The organism is Rhizobium leguminosarum, from assembly GCF_019798305.1.
Classification (GTDB): Bacteria; Pseudomonadota; Alphaproteobacteria; order Rhizobiales; family Rhizobiaceae; genus Rhizobium; species Rhizobium leguminosarum_U.
Map to the genome: position 1 here is coordinate 394,887 of NZ_JAAXDD010000001.1, position 18,556 is coordinate 413,442.

Here is an 18,556-nt window from a genome sequence, read left to right on the forward strand (position 1 = left end):
AAATAGTCAGAGCATGATGTCGTCCGAAGACCGCTCACACTTTTCGGCATCATGCTCTAACGCCGACAACTGCGGTGCGCTTAGTGCGCACCGCCTCTCGCTGCCGATAAAATCAAAAAGACTGCCACGGCTCTTTGAAGAAAAAGGGGAACCGAATGGAATGGTTTTATAAATTCCCGCATATGGATGATGATGCCCTTCGCAATCTGAAGAAGGCGATCGATGACGGTTTTCGCGCATTTACCCGCAGCTATGGCGACGCGATCGAAAACCTCTTCTCCCCGCTGCAGCATTTCCTGATCGCCGCCGACCGCTTCATGACGCAGACGCCGTGGCCGATCATTACGGCAATCATCCTTGTCATCGCCTGGTTTGCCAGCCGCAGCCTGAAGATCGTCCTCGGCTGTCTCGTGACACTGCTGCTGATCGGCTATTTCGACATGTGGGACGATACGATGCGGACGGTGTCGATGATCTTCGTCTGTACCGTGCTCTCCATCGCCATCGGCATTCCGATGGGGATCTTGATGGCGCGTTCCGACCGGCTGCAGCGCGTTATCAATCCGATCCTCGACGTCATGCAGACCATGCCGAGCTTCGTCTATCTCATCCCTGTCGTGATGCTGCTCGGCATCGGCAAGGTGCCGGGACTGATCGCCGTCGTCATCTACGCCATCCCGCCGATGATAAGGCTGACCGATCTCGGCATCCGCCTGGTCGACAAGGACGTGCTCGAGGCCGCCGACGCTTTCGGAACGTCCAGTTCGCAGAAGCTGTTCAAGGTCCAGCTGCCGCTGGCGCTTCCCACCATCATGGCCGGCATCAACCAGACCATCATGATGGCGCTCGCCATGGTGGTCGTTGCCTCGATGATCGGCGTCCAGGGCCTTGGCCAGCCGGTTCTGAAGGCCATCGCCAACCAGTACTTCACCCTGGGTATTTTCAACGGCCTTGCCATTGTCGGCATTGCCATCATCTTCGACCGGGTCAGCCAGGCGTATGGCAAGCGGCTCCAGAAGCATCGGGAGATCGTCCATGGCTGATCAACGTTTCGGCGGCATCAAGATCCGCCACCTCTACAAGATCTTCGGTCCGAATCCTGCCGCTCATGTCGATGCCGTCCAGAAGGGATTGTCGAAGACCGAGCTCAACGAAAAGCACGGCCACGTGCTCGGCCTGAAAGATATCAATGTCGAGATACCCTCGGGCCGCATCCAGGTCATCATGGGCCTTTCGGGTTCGGGCAAGTCGACGCTCATCCGCCACATCAATCGCCTGATCGATCCAACCGCCGGCGAAGTGCTTGTCGACGGCGTCGATGTGGTGAAAATGAATGAGACCGAATTGCGGGCGTTTCGCCGGCACCAGACGGCCATGGTGTTTCAGAAATTTGCGCTTCTGCCGCACCGAAATGTTCTTGACAATACCATTTTCGGCCTCGAAGTGCAGGGCATGGAGCGCTCGAAAGCCGCCGACGTCGCCATGGGCTGGCTGGAGCGGGTCGGCCTGAAGGGCTTCGAGAGCAAATATCCCAACCAGCTATCGGGCGGCATGCAGCAGCGCGTCGGGCTGGCGCGAGCCCTCTCGAATGATGCTCCCGTTCTGCTGATGGACGAAGCCTATTCGGCGCTCGATCCATTGATCCGCACGGATATGCAGACGGTCCTTCTCGACATTCAGAAGGAGATCAAGAAGACCATCGTCTTCATCACCCACGATCTCGACGAAGCCCTTCGCTTGGGCGACCAGATTGCGATCCTGCGCGATGGCGAAGTCATTCAGCAGGGCACCAGCCAGGACATTGTTCTGCGTCCGGCCGACGCTTACATCGCCAACTTCGTCAAGGAGGTCAATCGAGGCCGGGTCATCCAGGTCGATGCCGTCATGACACCCTTGCATTCCGGCGCGGCGCCAGGCGGATTGACGATTGCATCAGGAACGACCGTTGAAGAGGCCGTCCGGATGTTGGCATCGGCGCAGGACAACGATGCGAGGGTGATTTCGCCATCCGGGGAAGCATTGGGCCTTGTCACCTTCCGCCAACTCGCGGGCGCAATGGTGAACTCGCAGGAGGTGGCTCCCCGACGCGACAGCGCCCTCTCGGTCGCACTTTGAAGCTCCAAATGCGGCCGTCTTTCCGTTTCGTTGGCGACGCCGATATCTAGCAGGTCGCCATCTCTGGAACCGGGAGTCGGCCGCCTGATGATTGGGGCTGAACGAGGGCTGGCGCGGCTGCGCAACCGCCTGGAAGCTCGCTGAAGATGAGCAACTGATGACGATTCTCTCGCCCGATCCCTTCCGAACGCGCGGCGCCCGGCAAAGTCATGCCTAAACATGAAAGATGCGGCTTAAGGCGAGCGCTTGCGTATACATTTTGCGCAGGAGCAGTCCAGACTGCGTAGCGAAAAGCCGATCGGCCGACAATATCAGCTTCTGACAATTGCTCCGTGGCTGGAGAATAATAAGATCGATCCTGACCAAGGCCATGATGGTTACGGTCTCTAAGCCAAAAGGCCCGTCCATCCGTCGCCCCCAGAAGGATGGAAGGGATCATACATACGCACCCCATCCCGTGCGTATGCTTGCATGCCTGTCTGCCTGCCGAAGGCTCCTTAAACGGTCCACTATAAAACCTTCGGCAGGCGACTGCGCGGCTCTCGGATGGGAATTCCTACAAACTTCAGATGATGAGCGTCGCGGCAGTTGAACCTGTGGCGTGGCGGCTGCAGCTGCAAGATCGCGTCTTCAGCGTAATCGATTTCCCAGCGGACTGCCGTCATAACCGGCAGCGTAAATCTTGCCAATCGCCGCACGTTCTGTCGGTTCCTGCCGTCTCGCAAAAACATCCGAGCTCTGCCGGAACGATCGATAATGCATTTAACGGGTTGGTTTTTTTGACGCTTGCCACGCCCGAATTCGGGCTGGATCGGCTGCCGAAAGCCGCTGATCCGAGACCGACCACGCGGAAATCCACCTGCTCCGCGGCAAGCAGCTTCACTATAAGTTACAATCGTCTAATATACAGGCGAGCTCCGCCCATCCACACCGTCCGCTGGCCCTGATGAAGCCCCGCCGCGGCGGATGCATGACGACCGGCAAGACTGGCAGAGGTAGGCGCGCCGATCCGGTACCCGCGCGGATCGCGCATCACAGTGGCATCTCAGGGCGGTCAAGAAGGGCATGTCGAAACAGCCACATCGAACAATGGGAGCAGCATGTCAGAAAATAGCCCTCCGCCATTCTCATTTCGATTTAGCGGTTCGTCCTTCGACAACATGGTCGAAACGCTCGGCGGTGCTTTTGGCGCGTTTGATGCCGAGCCTGTCGGCCGCGCCCAGGACTTCCATTGGGGACTGGATTTCTCCGTCTGCGACAAGGCCGTCCTGCTCACGGGTTATCATGAGGCGGAGTTTCAGTTCAATATCGAGCCGACCGTCGATACGTCGGAGTATCTGTCGATTGTCGTGCCGCGCAGCGGCGGCATGGGGGTGACCTATGGATCGTCCCGCATCGCCGAGGCCGGGCAAGGAAAATTGCTTCTCTATAACAATTTCGAACCCGACAGCGTCATCATGCATGGGCAATCAAACGTCATCGACGAGTTGCTGATCAACTGGCCTGTCATCCTCCAGACGATCGGTCAGACATTCGAGATGCCGTTCAGCGGCTCCCTCGACCTACTGCCGGAACTGGATCTGTCGAAGCCCGCCGGGCGGTTGATCGGCAACCTCACGGAAACGATTATCTTAGGCATGCGCGACGATGGCCCCTTGCTGCAGTCGCCGATCGCCATGGCGCATATGACGCAGGCGCTGGCCGATCTGGTCGTGCGCTTGGTGCCGCACCGGCTGTCGCATTTCCTGGAGAATGGGCCGTCCCTGATCGCCCCCCGGCACGTCCGCAGGGCGATCGAATTCATGCACGCCAATATCGATCAGCCGATCACAATGCTGAAGGTGGCCGAAGCGGCCGGCGTCTCCAGCCGGGCGCTCGAAACCGGTTTTCGTGCATTCAGGGGAACCTCTCCCGCCGCCTATCTGCTGACGCTTCGGCTGCGTGCCGCGCGCCAGGATCTGCTCGATCCCGGGAGCAGGGAGACCATGAAGGCCATCTGCCTCAAATGGGGCTTCTTTCATTTCGGCCGGTTTTCCGCAGTCTATAAGACAACATACGGAGAATACCCCTCCGACACCAGGAAACGCGTGATCCGTCGATAGCGGCCGTGGCTTGCGGTGTAGGATGCTACACCTCGTCCCGCGGCGGCAACATGTAATGCACTCTCATCGTCCTCGGATCGCGCTTCACGATCCGCAGCAGGCCTTCGCGCTCCGCCAGGCCGTTGAGTTCCCTGAGCACGAGAGAATGCGCGATCCCCAGCTTGCGCGCAAAGGCGCGGCTGTCACCCGCAATCCCAAGTTCCGCGGCGACAAGCAGACCGACCTGGATGGATGTCAGCCCGATATCCCCGCCTTGCGCCGCAGCGACGAGGGCAAGAAAGCGATCGGCGTCGGACGCCTCTTCGTTCACGCGGCTTTTCGCCGGCGGAAGGACACCATGATGGATTTCGAGGTCGGCGTATCGCTTTCCACGCCCGCGCTGCCAAGCGGCACGAGCACGTTCAGTTCGGGATAATAACCCGCTATGCTTCCTCGCGGAATGTCGTAGGGCACAAGACGGAAATTCTCAGCGACACGCTCGATATCGTCATCATGCTCGCCGACCACGTCGACCCGGTCACCGGCCTTGGCATTCATCGCCGTCAGGTCGGCCGGATGAATGAAGATGACCTGCCGTTCCCCATAGACGCCGCGATATCGGTCATCGAGACCATAGACCGTCGTATTGTATTGATCGTGCGACCGGAACGTCTGCAGGGCGAAACGCCCCTCGCCCTTTCGCGCCCGCTGATGCACCGTCTCCTCCGGAAGCGCTTCGCAAGAAAATGATGCCTTGCCTGCCGGCGTATCCCACTCCCGATGGGCGGCGGTGTTGCGCAGGTGGAAACCGCGCGGCTTGCGCAGGCGCGTATTGTAATTTTCGAAGCCCGGAATGGTCGCCTCGATATGATCGCGGATGCCGTCGTGATCGTCGGCAAGCTCTGCCCAGTCGACCACGGCGGAGCCGACCGTCGCCTGTGCGATGCCGGCAATGATGGCGAGTTCCGAGAGCAGATGCGGCGAGGCCGGGCGATTGATACCGGCGGAACCATGCACCATGCTCATCGTATCCTCGACGCTCACGAGCTGGGAATTGCCCGCCGCGTTCAGATCGATCTCGGTGCGCCCGAGGCACGGCAGGATGAAGGCCGTCTCGCCGGGCATGAGATGCGAATGATTGGGTTTGGTGGCGATATGCACCGTCAGCTTCAGCCGCCGCAGTGCCTTTTCAACGAGTGCGCTGTCGGGCGTGGCGCGGGCAAAATTGCCGCCAAGCCCGATGAAGGCCTCAGCCGAGCCGTCGAGCATTGCTCCGATCGCGGCAAGGACATTGTGGCCATGTTCGCGGGGAACGGTGAAGTGGAAGTGCTTCTCCAGCGCATCAAGGAAATCATCCGATGGCTTTTCGTTGATGCCGACGGTGCGGTCGCCCTGCACGTTGGAATGGCCGCGAACCGGGCAAAGACCGGCGCCCGGCCGGCCGATATTGCCGCGCAGGAACATGAAGTTGGCGATCTCGCGGATCGTCGCGACGGAATGCAGATGCTGGGTGACGCCCATCGCCCAGGTGCAGATAACCCGCTCGGCGTTGATATAGACATCGGCCGCCCGTTCGATCTCCTGCCGGCTCAGTCCCGATTGGTCCTCGATCTCTGCCCAGTTCGTCGCCTCGACCGCTGCCTGGTATTCTGCAAAACCCGCGCAGTGTCCGGCGAGAAATGCATGGTCGAGAACGGAGGGCAGACCGGCGGCGACCGCTGCTTCTTCCGCGGCCAGCACCGCCTTCGCCATCCCGCGCACCGCGGCCATGTCGCCGCCGAGCTGCGGCTGCAGATAAAGGCTGGCGATATCGGTCGAACCGCCGCGCAGCATCTCGACCTTGTCCTGCGGGTCGGAGAAGCGCTCCAGGCCGCGTTCGCGGATGGGATTGAAGACGACAACGCGCGCGCCGCGGATCGCCGCCCGGCGCAAGTCGCCCAGCATCCTCGGATGGTTGGTGCCCGGGTTCTGTCCGATCACGAAGATCGCGTCGGCCTCTTCGAAATCCTCCAGCAGGACGGTCCCCTTGCCGACACCGACCGCCTGACGCATGGCGATGCCGCTCGCCTCGTGGCACATATTGGAGCAGTCGGGAAAATTATTGGTGCCGTAGACGCGCACGAACAGCTGGTACAGGAAGGCGGCCTCGTTGCTCGCCCGGCCCGAGGTGTAGAATTCCGCCCGGTTGGGACTATCGAGACCCCTCAGAATGCTGCCGATCTCGGCAAAAGCATCCTCCCATGCAACCGGCAGGTAACGGTCGCTCGCCGAATCGTAGCGCATCGGATGCGTGAGGCGGCCATTGAGTTCCAGTTCATAGTCCGTCAGCTGGCGAAGCTGCGATACCGTATTCTCCGCGAAGAAGGCCGGAGTTGCCCGTTTCTCCGTTGCCTCCCAGGCGACGGCCTTTACGCCGTTCTCGCAGAACTCGAACGACGATCCGTGCTCTGGATCGCCCCAGGCGCAGCCCGGGCAATCGAATCCATCCGGCTGGTTCGCCTTCAGCATCGTCCGCGCCCCTGAAATGGGCATGCCGCTTTGAAGCAAACGCTTGCCGCAGCTCTTCAAAGCGCCCCAGCCGCCGGCTGCCGCCGATTTCTTACCGATGAATTTTGTGTCCATGCGCCCTTATTGTCGAAGCCGGGAAAACATCAAGGGCGCACGAGCGATGGCTCGATAGGAAAAACCTATCAAGAATCTAGCCTACGTCCTTCATGGCATGCCGTTCGTCGGGCGAATGTGCCAGGATGCGATTGCGGCCTTGCGTCTTGGCGTCGTAGAGCGCGGCATCGGCCTCGGTCAGGAGGCGGTTCGGGTTGACCCTCAAGGTGGCTCCCGTCGCACAGGATATGCCGATGCTGGCGGTCACCCGTCCGAATTCGCTGCCGGAATGAACGATATTTTCCTGGCTGAGGAGACGTGCGAATTGCTCGGCAACGATCATCGCCCCTTTCGCACTGGTTGCGGGAAGCAATACCACGAATTCCTCTCCGCCATAGCGCGCGACGATATCTGCCGGCCGGCTGACGGACTGGCGCAGGCACTGGCTGACGATACGCAGGCATTGGTCTCCGGCGGGATGACCATAGGTGTCGTTATAGGCCTTGAAGCGGTCGATATCGACCATCAGAAGGCTGAACGGCGTGTTTTTCCTGGCGCTGCCTGCGGTTTCGCGCGCGAAAGCTTCGTCGAAGGCCCGGCGATTGACCATGCCGGTGAGCCCATCGGTCTCGGCGAGGTTTTTCAGCTGTTCCGCCGACAGCCTGAGGGCGATTTCCGCCTGCTTCGTCGCCGTAATGTCTGAGACAACGGCCATCGCCGTGCCGTCTTCCGCAAGCCTTGTCCGGATGCTGCGCCAGTTACCGTTGTGAAGCTGAACCTCTTCGTCCTTGTTGCTGTGCAACGTCGCGCTGACGGCCTTGATCCACTCCTCGCGGTCATTGTCCGGGATACCGGTACGCTCGCCGGTTTCGGCAACGCGGCGAAGGATGTCGCTGATATGCGCGCCAACCACGCGGGCGTCTCCGGATAGCGGAAAGGCGGCGCGATACTGGTCGTTGCAAAAAACGAGAAAACCCTTGCTGTCGTACATGGCGATGCCATCGGACATGCCGGCCATCGCATGTGACAGCAGGTTCTTGCTCTTGCGCAATTCCCGCTCCAGGGCAGTCCGCTCCGTCACGTCACGCGTGACGCCGGCAAGGCCGATCACCCGCCCCTGCCTATCCTTCAGCGGCACCTTGGAGGCGAGCAGGTATCTGTCTTCGACACGCTCGACGGAGTCGATCAGGGGCACCCCGGTGTCCATGACCTGCTGTTCGAGATAATAAAATTCTTCGGCGCGCGGCCGCGAGATAAGATTGAAATCCGACAATCCGGTCATCTCCGCCGTGGTTCTGAAACGAAAAAGGCGGATCATATTTTCATTGACGGTGATGAACCGGCTGTTTCGGTCCTTCACGTAGAGATAGTCGGGCGACTGCGAAAACGCGGTCACCAATATGCTTCGCTCCAGCTCCCATTGCTGGGTCTTCAACAGAACGAAACCACACAGCACCGTCGCCAGGCAGTTCAATACCGTCATCGGCAGACCGATGATGGCCAGCACGCGGGCGTGCACCAGGGTGGGAAGCACCGCCATCAAGACGATCAATGCGACGCCGAGCGCGAGGCTCAGCAGCGCAACGTCCATGAGCCCGGGAGATCTCTTCCGGATCCAGACATTGGCAGCCAGGCCGATACCGGTCGCGACAGCAATTGCTATCAGACCATCGATCATTGCCGTGCCGCCGACACAGAAGCGGAAGACCATTGCCAGCGACGCCGCAAAGGCCGCCGCGATCGGTCCGCCAAACATACCTGCCAAAGCAAGCGGCGAGAAGCGCATGTCGATATAGATGCCGGGATTGACTTCGACGGCCAGCAATATGGATCCGATGGAAGCGCAGCCGGCCACAATTCCGAAGGCGATTTTTTCCTGCGTGACCGAACGACGCTGAAATTGGATCGAGAAATGCGCCCAGAGCGAAATCACCAGGCACACGAATGACAGGTTGCCACCGAATTGCGTCCAGATGCCATTCACTGCGTTGGATCCACCTTCCCATGCATGTATCGAGCCATCATAGGGCAACAGTGGTTTGAGTTTCGTTAAGTCGCAGACCCATCAGGCGATATTCGTCCGCAGATGCATCTCCAGGCCTGTCGGCAGCATGCGTCGACAGGAAAGCCGCGACTACTGCGACGATGAGGTAAAGGCCGCAGGCCATCCCGTGCCGTCAGCAGCCAAGGCTGCCGACGGCATCGTCCGCCACTTCTCTTCTATTTGCAGATCGCCGCCGCCAAGAAGCCGCGCATCGCCTCGCCATAAGGCGGCCGCATCATGTATTCCGCTTCCACCATCCTGCTCTGGTGATAGACGGCGCGCGGATGCGAGAAGGCGAGGAAGCCGAATTTGCCGTGATAGGCTCCCATGCCCGAATGGCCGACGCCGCCGAAGGGCAGGCCTTCCGCCGTGACGTGGCTCATGCAGTCGTTGACCGTCACCCCGCCGGAGGTCGTATTGTCGAGGACGCGGGCCTCCTCCTGCTGATCCTGGCTGAAGTAATAGAGAGCAAGCGGGCGCGGCCTGGCATTGATGCGATCGATGACGTCGGCAATATCGCGATAGGGAAGAACCGGCAGCACGGGTCCGAAGATTTCCTCTTGCAGCACGCGCATGTCTTCCGTCGGATCGAGGATCAGGGTCGGAGGCATGCGGTGGGCCGACTGCTGGGAGAAATTCTCTGCCGCCGGGTTGATCTCGACAATCCTCGCGCCCTTGGTCCTGGCATCGTCGATCAGGCCCTGGATACGGGCGTGATGGCGGGCATTGACGATCGAAGTGTAATCAGGATTTTCCTTCAGCGCCGGATACATCGCGCCGACCGCCGCGACCGCGTGCCCGGCAAAGGCCTCGACGCTTTCCTCGGGCACATAGGCATGGTCCGGCGCAAGGCAGATTTGGCCGGCGTTCAGCGTCTTGACGGTCATGACGCGGCGCGCCGCGTCTGCGAGGTCGGCCGAGCGGCCGACGATGACGGGCGACTTGCCGCCCAGCTCGAGCGTCAGCGGCGTCAGGTTTTCCGCCGCCGCGCGCATGACATGATGGGCGATCGCGGTTCCGCCGGTGAAGATCAGATGGTCGAAGGCAAGTGATGTAAAGGCCGTGCCCGTCGCCGGTCCGCCCTGAACGACTGATATTTCCGTTTCGTCGAAAGCGCCGGCGATGAGTTCCGCCATCAGGGCGGCCGAGGCCGGCGTTACCTCCGACGGCTTGATCATGGCACGGTTGCCGGCGGCCAGAATGCCGGCAAGCGGCGCAAGGGCGAGCTGATAGGGGAAATTCCACGGGCTCAGGATTCCGACAACCCCCTTCGGCTGATAGACCACTTCGGCCACCGCGTCGGGGAATAATGCCTCGTGCTGCTCGGGCTTCAGCCATTCGGCAAGATGGGCCTTGGCATATTTGAGCGAACCGACGCAGGTAAAGACATCGAGAAGCAGGCTCGCCTCGACGCTGCGGCTGCCGAAATCCTCCGACAGGGCAGCGGCAATCGCTTCCTTACGGTCGACGAGAAGGGCGATGACGCGGTCGATGCGATCGAGGCGGGTGTCGATGCCCGGCGGCCCTTCCCTCAGGAAAGACGCCCTTTGCCGGTCAAGCAGCGCCTTCATGACATCAGGGCTGGTATCGGTGGCGATTGCGGTGACGGTGTTCATTGTTTCCTTCCTTGAACGGTGTCAGACGGCCGGCTGACGCACGACCGGTTTCAGCACGATGCCCTTTTCGGAATCCTCCACCGCCTGGTTGATGTCGGCGAAATCATAGAAGGTGATCAGCCTGTCGAAGGGGAAGCGGCCCTGCCGATGGAGATCGATCAGCAACGGGATCAGCACGTCGGGATTGGAATCGCCCTCGACGATGCCGCGGACCCGGCGCCCGCCGGACAGGATGTGGGTGAGGTCGAGCGTCAGCGTCGCGCCATGCGGCGAGGCCCCGACGATGCCGCAGGTGCCGCGCGGCGCCAGCACCCGCACGCACTGGTCGATGACGGCGGGCACGCCGGAGGCATCGATCGAATAATCGACGCCGGCGCCGGTCAGCGCCATGATCGCGGCAACCGCATCGCTCGCCTTGCCGTTGACGATGTCGGTCGCGCCGAGTTCCGCCGCAAGCGCCAGCCGCGTCTCGTTGACGTCGACGGCGATGATCCGTGACGCACCGACGATCCGCGCTGCCATCACGGCGGCAAGACCGACGGAGCCCATGCCGAAAACCGCGAGCACTTTTCCCGGCTCGACCTTCAGCGCGTTCATGACCGCGCCGGCGCCGGTCTGGATGCCGCAGGCAAGCGGCCCGAGCAGCGCCAGATCGGCATCCTCAGGCACCTTCACGATATTGCGTTCATGGCACAGCGCGTGGCTGGCGAAGGAGGATTGACCGAAAATATTGCCGTGAACCCGCTCTCCCTCGCATGAGATCCCGCTCGAACCATCGGCGCGCGAACCGAAGAAGTTGCGCGGGAAGAATTCGTGGCAATAGGTCTCCTCGTGATCGTTGCAGCTCGGGCAATGACCGCAGGAATTGAAGGTCATGACCACGTGATCGCCGGGCTTGACCTTGGCGACGCCCGGTCCGACACGCTCGACGATGCCGGCGCCTTCATGGCCGAGCACGACCGGCTGCGGCACCGGCAGATGCTGGTCACGCATGACGATATCGGTGTGGCAAACCCCTGTTGCCACGACGCGAACCAGGATTTCACCCTCGCGCGGCTCCTCCAGATCGAGCCTTTCCAGCGAAAACGGCGTATGGGGCGCACGCGCCACCGCGGCATGGATCTTCATTGCTTTCCTCCTCCCGATGATCGGCTCGTCAACCAGCCCGGCGAGCCGGGCTCGCCATCAGCGGCCGCGCTTGTAGGCGCCGAGGCCGGGCTGATAGGTCTTGTCGTCGAGGAACTGCTTCAGCCCCTCGTCACGCCCCTTGGTCTTGTCGAGAAACAGCATCTGTTCCAGCTTGGCGTAGATGTAATCGTCGGCAAGATCCCAGGGCAGGTCGCGCACGCGCTTGTAGGTGTCCTTGGCGGCCTTCAGCGTCACCGGGTTCTTTTCGAGCAGGCTGGCGCAGATCTTGCGGACCCGGCTTTCCAGTTCCGCCAGCGGCACGGCCTCGTTGACGAGACCCATTTCCGCAGCTTTGCGCCCACCGAACAGCTCGCCGGTCATGATGTAATAGAGAGCGTCGCGATGGCGCATCACTTCGGCAACCGCGCGGGTGACGTTGCCGCCCGGCAGAATGCCCCAGTTGATCTCGGAAAGGCCGAAATTCGCCTCCTCGGCGGCGATGGCGAGATCGCAGGAAACCAGCGGCGTGAAGGCGCCGCCGAAGCACCAGCCGTTGACCATGGCGATCGTCGGCTTTTCGAAATACATCAGCCGGCTCCACCAGCCGCCGGACTGCCGCCGCGCCTTCAGTGTCGCATTGCGCGGCTTGTCGTCATTGTCGCGGAAATATTCCTTCAGATCCATGCCGGCCGACCAGGATTCGCCGGCGCCGCGCAGGACGAGGACGCCGCAGCGCTCGTCGCCCTCGAGCTCGTCGAGCACCTCGAGCATCCGGGCATTCAGGGCCGGATTCATCGCATTGCGCTTTTCCGGGCGGTTGAGGGTCACGAAGGCGATGCCGTTATCGAATTCGACCAGAACTGGCGATTGCCTATCAGTCATGTTCTCTTCAGTCATGAGGTTACTCCATAGGTTTCGGCGTGAGTGCCCGGGCCGCTTCACAGGGCCTGTCGTTGAAGGGTTTCGTCGGAATGGAACTGGCCCAGGACATGTTTCTGCACCTTGCCGGAGGCGGTGCGGGGAATGGCCTCGACGAAGAGGATCCGCGCCGGACGCTTGAACGCGGCGAGCCTTGCCGCGCAATGACGGGCGATCTCATCGCCCGTTGCCACGGCACCCGGCCGCAGCACCACATAGGCGAGGCCGCATTCGCCCCACTTGATGTCGGGAATGCCGACGACCGCCGCGTCGAGGATATCGGGATGACTTGCGAGCGCTGCCTCGATCTCGGCGGGATAAACATTCTCGCCGCCGCTGATGTACATGTCCTTCAGCCGGTCGACGATGCGATAGAAGCCGTTCGCTTCGCGTCGGCCGAGATCGCCGGTGCGGTACCAGCCGTCCGTGAAGGCGGCAGCGGTTTCCTGAGGCTTCTTCCAGTAGCCAGGCGTCACCGCCGGCCCGCGCAGCCAGAGTTCGCCGATCTCGCCCTCTTCGACCTCGCGGCCATCCTCGCCGACAATGCGAATGTCGAGCAAGGGTGCCGGAAGACCGACACTGCCGGGATTGTCCTGCACGGCGCGCCGGTCGATCGGCACGTGCAGCACCGTTCCGGCCTCGCTCATGCCGTAACCGTTGACCAGCGCCACGCCGTCATCGAGATAGCTTTCGATCAACGCCTGGGTCAGCGGCGCGCCGCCGACGAAAAGCGCATGCAGGCCGGCGAGCGCCGCGGCGCTATAGGCGGCATCGCCACGCAAGGCGAGCGCGATCTGCGGCACGGCGAAATAATGGGTGATGGCACGCTGCCGGTCGGCAAGGGCTGCGAGTGTGCGCGCCGGCGTGAAGCGGTCGGAGACGACGAGCGTGCCGCCCAGCATCAATGTGGTTCGCGCCACCGCGATCAGCCCGATCGTATGGAAGAACGGCAGATCGCACAGGGCGACGGATCCCGGCCCGATCTCTCCGACGACGGAAAAATTGATGGCGGCAAAGAAGGCGTTGCGGCGGGTGATGACGACGCCCTTCGGCTGTCCCGTCGTGCCCGAGGTGTAGAGAAGGACGCAGGGTCCATCGGCATCGGCCGGCACCGGAGCGGCCGGAAGGCTCGCCTCGATCCGCGCGGCGAGCCCGGCCGCACCGCCAGCCGTCGATATCACCGCCATTTCAGGATCGGCGCCCGCAAGGCTGGCGACGGTTGCGGCGAACTCCTCGTCGTGAACGAGCAGAACCGGCGCGCAATCGGCAAGGATCGGCCGAAACTCGGCGGCGTTGAGGCGCCAGTTGAGCGGCACGTAGATGGCGCCGGCACGCTGGCAGGCAAAGGCAAGCACGATCGAATCCATCGAGTTGCGCGCCAGCATGGCGACACGCGCCCCGTCGCGGCGCGCTCCGAGCACATCGCTCAGCAAGCCGGCGCAGCGGGCGATCCGCGCATCGAGCTCGGCATAGGTGAGCTGCCGGCCGCTGGCGATCTCGAACAGAGCCGGACGGTCCGGTGCGACGTGGGCGCGGTAAAGGATCGGATCATCCGTCACCAGTCCGCAATCCGCCGACGAAGCCATCCCGGAAAAGGAATGCGCCATTTTCTCCTCCCATGCCCACCGCTCCCCGCGCTAGGCATCAAATTTGTATGCAACACATACTAATATCTTTTTCCCACGATGCAAGAGGCTGTTTAAGGCAAATCCGATCGCTCGAATCGCGCGCAGAAATCCGCACGACGGATATTGACTAACCTGCTGATTTTGATGGTTATGACCCTGGATGAAGCGAGAACGAACGATGAGCACAAAACCAACCCAGGACGATTTCGAGGGCGAAGATGCGCCCGCGACGCCGGGCCTCGACGTCGGCCGGCTTGGCGACCTGCTCGGATTTCATCTGCGCATGGCCCATGTCGCAGTCTATCGCGACTTCGCCGAAACCATGGCGGCGCTGGCGCTGACGCAGAAGCAACTGGCGGTGATGGAACTCGTCGCCGGCAATCCGGGCGCATCGCAGATCGACCTTGCCAATACACTCGGCACCGACCGGGCGACGATGATGGCCCTCGTCAATCGGCTGGCAGCCCGCGACCTGATCGAGCGCCGGCCCTCCGCGGCCGACCGCCGGCGCCAGGAACTTCGTCTGACGAAGGCGGGACGCGCAATGCTCGCCCGGGCGCGTGAACTGATCGATAGGCATGAGCAGCGTTTCATCGAGCTGTTTTCGCGCGAGGAAATGGATGCGCTGCTGACGGCGCTGAAGCGGATATACAAGGGGAACTGAAACCCGCCTTCGCTTGGGAAACAAGCAGCATTTAACCCTTTAGATTTCTATTGGATAACCCCCGTGTTATGATCCCCATCCTGGCGTCGTCCGCCGTGAGTTTATGCGCACGGAGTCTTGTCTGATGAGCGAAGTGGACGTCCTTTTTGCTTCCCTGCGACAGGCAGCTGACCCGCAGACGGTCGACTGCATCGAAAACGTCGTCATGAATGGCTCGGACCGCGAGCTCAACCGCATCAATGCGCTCGCTTTCGCCGATGAGCACCATCTCGATGAAGAGAAAACCATCGCCGCGCTTCTCCACGCAGCTCGCATAGGCGCGTTCGAGATGACCTGGAACGTCCTTTGCCCAGGATGCGGCGGCGTCCTCGACAGCGGCGCAACCCTCAAAACCGTCGTCCACGAGACGTACCATTGCGCGCTCTGCGCCGCCGGATACGAACCAACCCTCGACGAGATGGTCGAGGTCACGTTTACGGTCAGTCCGCGCGTGCGCAGGATTGCCGCTCACGATCCCGATCGGTTGTCGCCGCTCGAGTACTACCGCCAGATCTTCTTCAGCTCCGGCGTCGACCTGCCTGACGATCTCGAAGCAAGGCTGGCGCGCATCCAGCTGGAGATGATCGAGCTGGATCCGGGCGAGAAGGCCTTCGTCTCCCTGCAACTGCCGGCGCAATTCGTCATCATCTTCGATGCGGTCACACACTCCGCGCAGTTCATCGACGTGCAGGGAGAGCCCACCGACGAACGTCAGAACCTCTCGATGATCATCAGCCGGACGCATGCGCTGAACGAAACGCTGACCCTGCGTCCTGGCTCACTGCGGCTGACCCTCGAGAACCACACCGATCGCAGGGTGGTGCCGAACGTCTGTATCGCAGGCGATGACCTGCACGACCTCTTGGGCCGCAGGCGGCCTTTCCTGACGGCCAAGCGTCTGCTGACGAACCAGAGCTTCCGGGACATCTATCGGACCGACACACTCGATGTCGACCAGCGCCTCAAGATCACCAGCCTGACCTTCCTCTTCACCGACTTGAGGGGCTCGACCGCGCTTTACGAGCGTGTCGGAGATCTTGCCGCTTTCGATCTGGTGCGGGCGCATTTCCGGGTTCTTCACGAGATCGTCGCCACAGAGGCCGGAGCAGTCGTCAAGACCATAGGCGATGCCGTGATGGCGACCTTCCCGAGCCCGGATCGCGCGGTGGCGGCGGCACTCAAGATGCGCGAGGCGATGCTTCGCTTAAATGCCGAACACGGCAGCGACGATCTTCTCCTGAAGATCGGCATCCATGAGGGGCCATGCCTCGCCGTCAATCTGAACGACCGGCAGGACTACTTCGGCCAGACCGTCAATATCGCCTCCCGTGTCCAGGGCCTTGCCGATCCCAATGTGATCATGACGACGGAGGCGATCGTCGGGGATGCCCAAGTTTCAGAGATCCTCCGCGACAGCGGCATCACCTCGGCCTCCCGGATGGCGGAGCTTCAAGGCATCGGGCGCGAGGTCAGGATTTTTGCGCTGTCGTGAGGGTGGTCTTCTCTTCGAGGTCAAGTCAACTTGAGCGGTTTCCAGTGTCGGCCCGGAGCGGACTTTTTCGTTATCGAAGGATATGGCTGCTTTGCGCCCCATGGCGGCCGTAGAGCGCATCCTAGCCGCACCCCGAAAGCGAACATCCAGGGGATCGGCGAGAGCCGAGTGCCATAGTGCTTTCCACGGCCCACCTGATGTCGTCGGCGATGGATCGAAGACGAACCTCGTTCAACGCGCGTATCAATCGGTGGTGGGGGATGGAGTGGGTTTGCAGGCTGATCCAGAAACAGATGACATTCTCTAAGAGTTTCAGGCACCGATCCGGCAAGCGCGACACTGGAAAGAACGCAACAGCTCGAGTCGCAGACCTAAGGTGTCTGGTGTCCCTTATGAATCGTCCGGAAACCGGTAATTCATTCTAGTATAAATCTGCTCGAATCCGGCCACGATGAGATTGGCGTGAGAGATATTTGGCTCCGCGGCCGAAGGCTGGGCCGTTTCGACGACGAATGTCTGAACGCCCTGACTGATGCCTTGATTCAGACGCGCGGTGATGAGGGCCTTCTGTGCCCCTCGATTGCGAAACTCGGGAACCGTCGCGCCACCGCCAAGCCACGCACGGCCGTCTGCCGCATACATTGCGCCGGTCGCAATCGGCCTGCCGTCCAATTCCGCGAAAAAGCAGGTCCAACCGTCCTTCCCGACGACCGCTGACCAAAGCGGTGTCAGGTTTGCTGGAAAGTTAAATCCGGCGCACATCATCGCGCCGAAGATTTCGGCCTCGGTGACTTTGACCTGCCGGGTAGCGACCTCTCCAGAATGAATGAGTGGCGTAGAAGGCGCTGTTCGCCGTAGCTTTGCCCAACCGTTACCTTGGGGAACAAGACCCCGTTTCCTTATCCAATCGTGTGTCTGTTGAGGAGCGCTGGCAGCGTTCATTTGCAAGTAGCGGCGGCCTGCCTTTTTGCTCATCCACTCAAAGGCCGTGTCAAGATCTTCAAGTGCTGCAATGCCGAGCACACGATTGAGACCGATGGCGGGCGCGCTGGGCAGCGATATTGCGCAACCTGCAGCCAATTGCATGCAGCGAAACTCAGCCTGGTCGGCGAGCGTCTGGGGCGCGATCATGAACAGGTCGATAAATGCTTTCGCTTCGGTGATATCTTCTTCCGGCACCGCTTGGCGCGATGCTGACGGGCGATCCATGGCAGTGTCCTTAAACCAAGCCAAACAGGCTTCACCGCAGCGAAGTCAGCAACGGTGGAAGCAGGCTGAGGTTGCGAGCGCGGTTAAGTCAGGAAGTCGGCCATTGCGGTGGCGATTTCCGCGTGAGAAAGCGATGATTGCTTCGCCGCCGTTTATGCACTCGGAACGGTTGCGCCACCGGCTGTCATGGCTATAGGCCAGCGCTACCTTTTCGGGATTGCGGCTGTTCCAGCCATCCTCCGCAAGCCGAACCTTTTCTGTTGCGGAAGCCCATGAAAAGGGCGGCAATGGGGGTCTTGTGGCGTCCATTATTTTCCTCCCCAGGCCTCGAGCCGAGTACGCAATTCTGCATTCTCCGACTCCAGTTCGGCCAAGCGTTCACGCAACGGTGCTACCGCTTTCTCCACCTCGTGTTCGGTGTAACGCGGTGTGATATGTTGAGGGCAGTTCCAATCGAAGGCTTCCAGCCGCAGCCGGAAAATCCGTTCTGCCATTGCTCGGTAGCCGGCGTCGAAAACAAGGTCGGTCAGTGCCGGGTCGACATCGAGTGCAAGCTTCTCGACATGCACGTAGATTTTGAGGCGGGCTCGCCGCGGGTAATCAACCAGAAAGAGACAGGCTCGATCGTTTGCGGCGAAGTTACCGGTACTGATGTATTGGCGGTTACCCCGGTAGTCGGCGAATGCCAGTGTCTTGTTGTCAACGATCTTGAGAAAGCCCTGCGGCCCGCCGCGATGCTGCACATAAGGCCAGTCGGTTTCCGACACAGATGCAATATAGAAGCTGTCCCGAGCAGCGATGAAGGCGCGCTCGCTGTCGGTGAAACTATCCGACTCTCGATGGTGATCGCCCAACCATATCTGATCGGCACCCATTTCAGTCTGGGCCAGCCGCACATTCGGAGTGATTGCAACTTCCAAAAAATGGTACGGCATGGGAGATCTCCAAAATCTGGAATTTAGTAACCGCCGTTCAGCGGTGTGACCTCGGGTTTGCGGAACCTTGGTCACACCGCCGGTGA

The 18,556-nt window shown here is 61.1% G+C and carries 14 protein-coding genes and 1 pseudogene; 5 read left to right on the top strand and 10 right to left on the bottom strand.

The window, feature by feature from the left end; all coding sequences use genetic code 11:
• Positions 1–155 precede the first annotated feature (155 nt).
• The 3 genes from HFO99_RS01875 (at position 156) to HFO99_RS01885 (ending at position 4,217) form a co-directional block, all read left to right on the top strand.
• Complete coding sequence (locus HFO99_RS01875; RefSeq protein ID WP_222247439.1) at positions 156–1,043, top strand: ABC transporter permease; 888 nt, start codon at positions 156–158, stop codon at positions 1,041–1,043.
• A complete protein-coding gene (locus tag HFO99_RS01880) occupies positions 1,036–2,115 on the top strand; it encodes a glycine betaine/L-proline ABC transporter ATP-binding protein (protein ID WP_222358811.1) in 1,080 nt (359 codons plus the stop codon). Before HFO99_RS01875 ends, HFO99_RS01880 begins: the two co-directional genes overlap by 8 nt.
• 1,100 nt (positions 2,116–3,215) lie before the next feature.
• Complete coding sequence (locus HFO99_RS01885) at positions 3,216–4,217, top strand: AraC family transcriptional regulator (RefSeq protein WP_222358813.1); 1,002 nt, start codon at positions 3,216–3,218, stop codon at positions 4,215–4,217.
• A 25-nt stretch (positions 4,218–4,242) separates the two neighbouring features.
• On the opposite strand, the gene HFO99_RS01890 is transcribed toward HFO99_RS01885, so the two are convergent.
• The 7 genes from HFO99_RS01890 to HFO99_RS01920 all read right to left on the bottom strand — a co-directional run bounded on the left by HFO99_RS01890 (position 4,243) and on the right by HFO99_RS01920 (position 14,110).
• Positions 4,243–4,527, bottom strand: a complete 285-nt coding sequence (locus HFO99_RS01890; RefSeq protein WP_222358815.1) for a hypothetical protein — start codon at positions 4,525–4,527, stop codon at positions 4,243–4,245.
• Positions 4,524–6,818 carry an FdhF/YdeP family oxidoreductase gene (locus tag HFO99_RS01895; protein ID WP_222358817.1) on the bottom strand — a complete coding sequence of 765 codons (2,295 nt, stop codon included), beginning with the start codon at positions 6,816–6,818 and terminating at the stop codon, positions 4,524–4,526. Before HFO99_RS01895 ends, HFO99_RS01890 begins: the two co-directional genes overlap by 4 nt.
• A 76-nt stretch (positions 6,819–6,894) precedes the next feature.
• The gene (locus tag HFO99_RS01900) at positions 6,895–8,781 is read right to left on the bottom strand and encodes a diguanylate cyclase (RefSeq protein ID WP_222358819.1); all 1,887 of its coding nucleotides are present in this window, start codon (positions 8,779–8,781) and stop codon (positions 6,895–6,897) included.
• 236 nt (positions 8,782–9,017) lie between these two features.
• Positions 9,018–10,457, bottom strand: a complete 1,440-nt coding sequence (locus tag HFO99_RS01905) for a coniferyl aldehyde dehydrogenase (RefSeq protein ID WP_222358821.1) — start codon at positions 10,455–10,457, stop codon at positions 9,018–9,020.
• Between the two features lie 21 nt (positions 10,458–10,478).
• Positions 10,479–11,585, bottom strand: a complete 1,107-nt coding sequence (locus HFO99_RS01910) for an NAD(P)-dependent alcohol dehydrogenase (protein WP_222358823.1) — start codon at positions 11,583–11,585, stop codon at positions 10,479–10,481.
• Positions 11,586–11,642: 57 nt separating this feature from the next.
• Positions 11,643–12,467 (bottom strand): p-hydroxycinnamoyl CoA hydratase/lyase, encoded by an 825-nt coding sequence (locus HFO99_RS01915; RefSeq protein ID WP_222359239.1) that lies wholly within the window; start codon positions 12,465–12,467, stop codon positions 11,643–11,645.
• Positions 12,468–12,523: 56 nt separating this feature from the next.
• The gene (locus HFO99_RS01920; RefSeq protein ID WP_222358826.1) at positions 12,524–14,110 is read right to left on the bottom strand and encodes an AMP-binding protein; all 1,587 of its coding nucleotides are present in this window, start codon (positions 14,108–14,110) and stop codon (positions 12,524–12,526) included.
• Between the two features lie 199 nt (positions 14,111–14,309).
• Here HFO99_RS01920 and HFO99_RS01925 point away from each other — a divergent pair, with 199 nt between their 5' ends.
• Positions 14,310–14,795 (top strand): MarR family winged helix-turn-helix transcriptional regulator, encoded by a 486-nt coding sequence (locus HFO99_RS01925; protein WP_222358828.1) that lies wholly within the window; start codon positions 14,310–14,312, stop codon positions 14,793–14,795.
• A gap of 124 nt (positions 14,796–14,919) precedes the next feature.
• Positions 14,920–16,326, top strand: coding sequence for an adenylate/guanylate cyclase domain-containing protein (locus HFO99_RS01930; protein WP_222358830.1), 1,407 nt, complete (start codon positions 14,920–14,922; stop codon positions 16,324–16,326).
• Positions 16,327–16,716: 390 nt separating this feature from the next.
• Here HFO99_RS01930 and HFO99_RS01935 read toward each other — a convergent pair whose 3' ends face one another.
• From HFO99_RS01935 to HFO99_RS01945, 3 genes and pseudogenes are all read right to left on the bottom strand, one after another.
• Positions 16,717–17,535: a GNAT family N-acetyltransferase gene (locus tag HFO99_RS01935; RefSeq protein ID WP_222332195.1), complete on the bottom strand. Its 819-nt coding sequence runs from the start codon at positions 17,533–17,535 to the stop codon at positions 16,717–16,719.
• A 126-nt stretch (positions 17,536–17,661) separates the two neighbouring features.
• A pseudogene (locus tag HFO99_RS01940) lies at positions 17,662–17,844 on the bottom strand (DUF1348 family protein); the annotation flags it as partial.
• A complete protein-coding gene (locus HFO99_RS01945) occupies positions 17,844–18,470 on the bottom strand; it encodes a pyridoxamine 5'-phosphate oxidase family protein (protein WP_222358832.1) in 627 nt (208 codons plus the stop codon). The pseudogene HFO99_RS01940 and the gene HFO99_RS01945, both read right to left, overlap by 1 nt.
• Positions 18,471–18,556: the final 86 nt, after the last annotated feature.

Bases quoted from the DNA above. Each gene is read 5' to 3' on its own strand.
- HFO99_RS01925 (WP_222358828.1), top strand. From the start codon at position 14,310: ATGAGCACAAAACCAACCCAGGACGATTTCGAGGGCGAAGATGCGCCC.
- HFO99_RS01915 (WP_222359239.1), bottom strand. From the start codon at position 12,467: ATGACTGATAGGCAATCGCCAGTTCTGGTCGAATTCGATAACGGCATC.
- HFO99_RS01935 (WP_222332195.1), bottom strand. From the start codon at position 17,535: ATGGATCGCCCGTCAGCATCGCGCCAAGCGGTGCCGGAAGAAGATATC.
- HFO99_RS01905 (WP_222358821.1), bottom strand. From the start codon at position 10,457: ATGAACACCGTCACCGCAATCGCCACCGATACCAGCCCTGATGTCATG.
- HFO99_RS01895 (WP_222358817.1), bottom strand. From the start codon at position 6,818: ATGGACACAAAATTCATCGGTAAGAAATCGGCGGCAGCCGGCGGCTGG.
- HFO99_RS01930 (WP_222358830.1), top strand. From the start codon at position 14,920: ATGAGCGAAGTGGACGTCCTTTTTGCTTCCCTGCGACAGGCAGCTGAC.
- HFO99_RS01875 (WP_222247439.1), top strand. From the start codon at position 156: ATGGAATGGTTTTATAAATTCCCGCATATGGATGATGATGCCCTTCGC.
- HFO99_RS01920 (WP_222358826.1), bottom strand. From the start codon at position 14,110: ATGGCGCATTCCTTTTCCGGGATGGCTTCGTCGGCGGATTGCGGACTG.
- HFO99_RS01880 (WP_222358811.1), top strand. From the start codon at position 1,036: ATGGCTGATCAACGTTTCGGCGGCATCAAGATCCGCCACCTCTACAAG.
- HFO99_RS01885 (WP_222358813.1), top strand. From the start codon at position 3,216: ATGTCAGAAAATAGCCCTCCGCCATTCTCATTTCGATTTAGCGGTTCG.
- HFO99_RS01910 (WP_222358823.1), bottom strand. From the start codon at position 11,585: ATGAAGATCCATGCCGCGGTGGCGCGTGCGCCCCATACGCCGTTTTCG.
- HFO99_RS01945 (WP_222358832.1), bottom strand. From the start codon at position 18,470: ATGCCGTACCATTTTTTGGAAGTTGCAATCACTCCGAATGTGCGGCTG.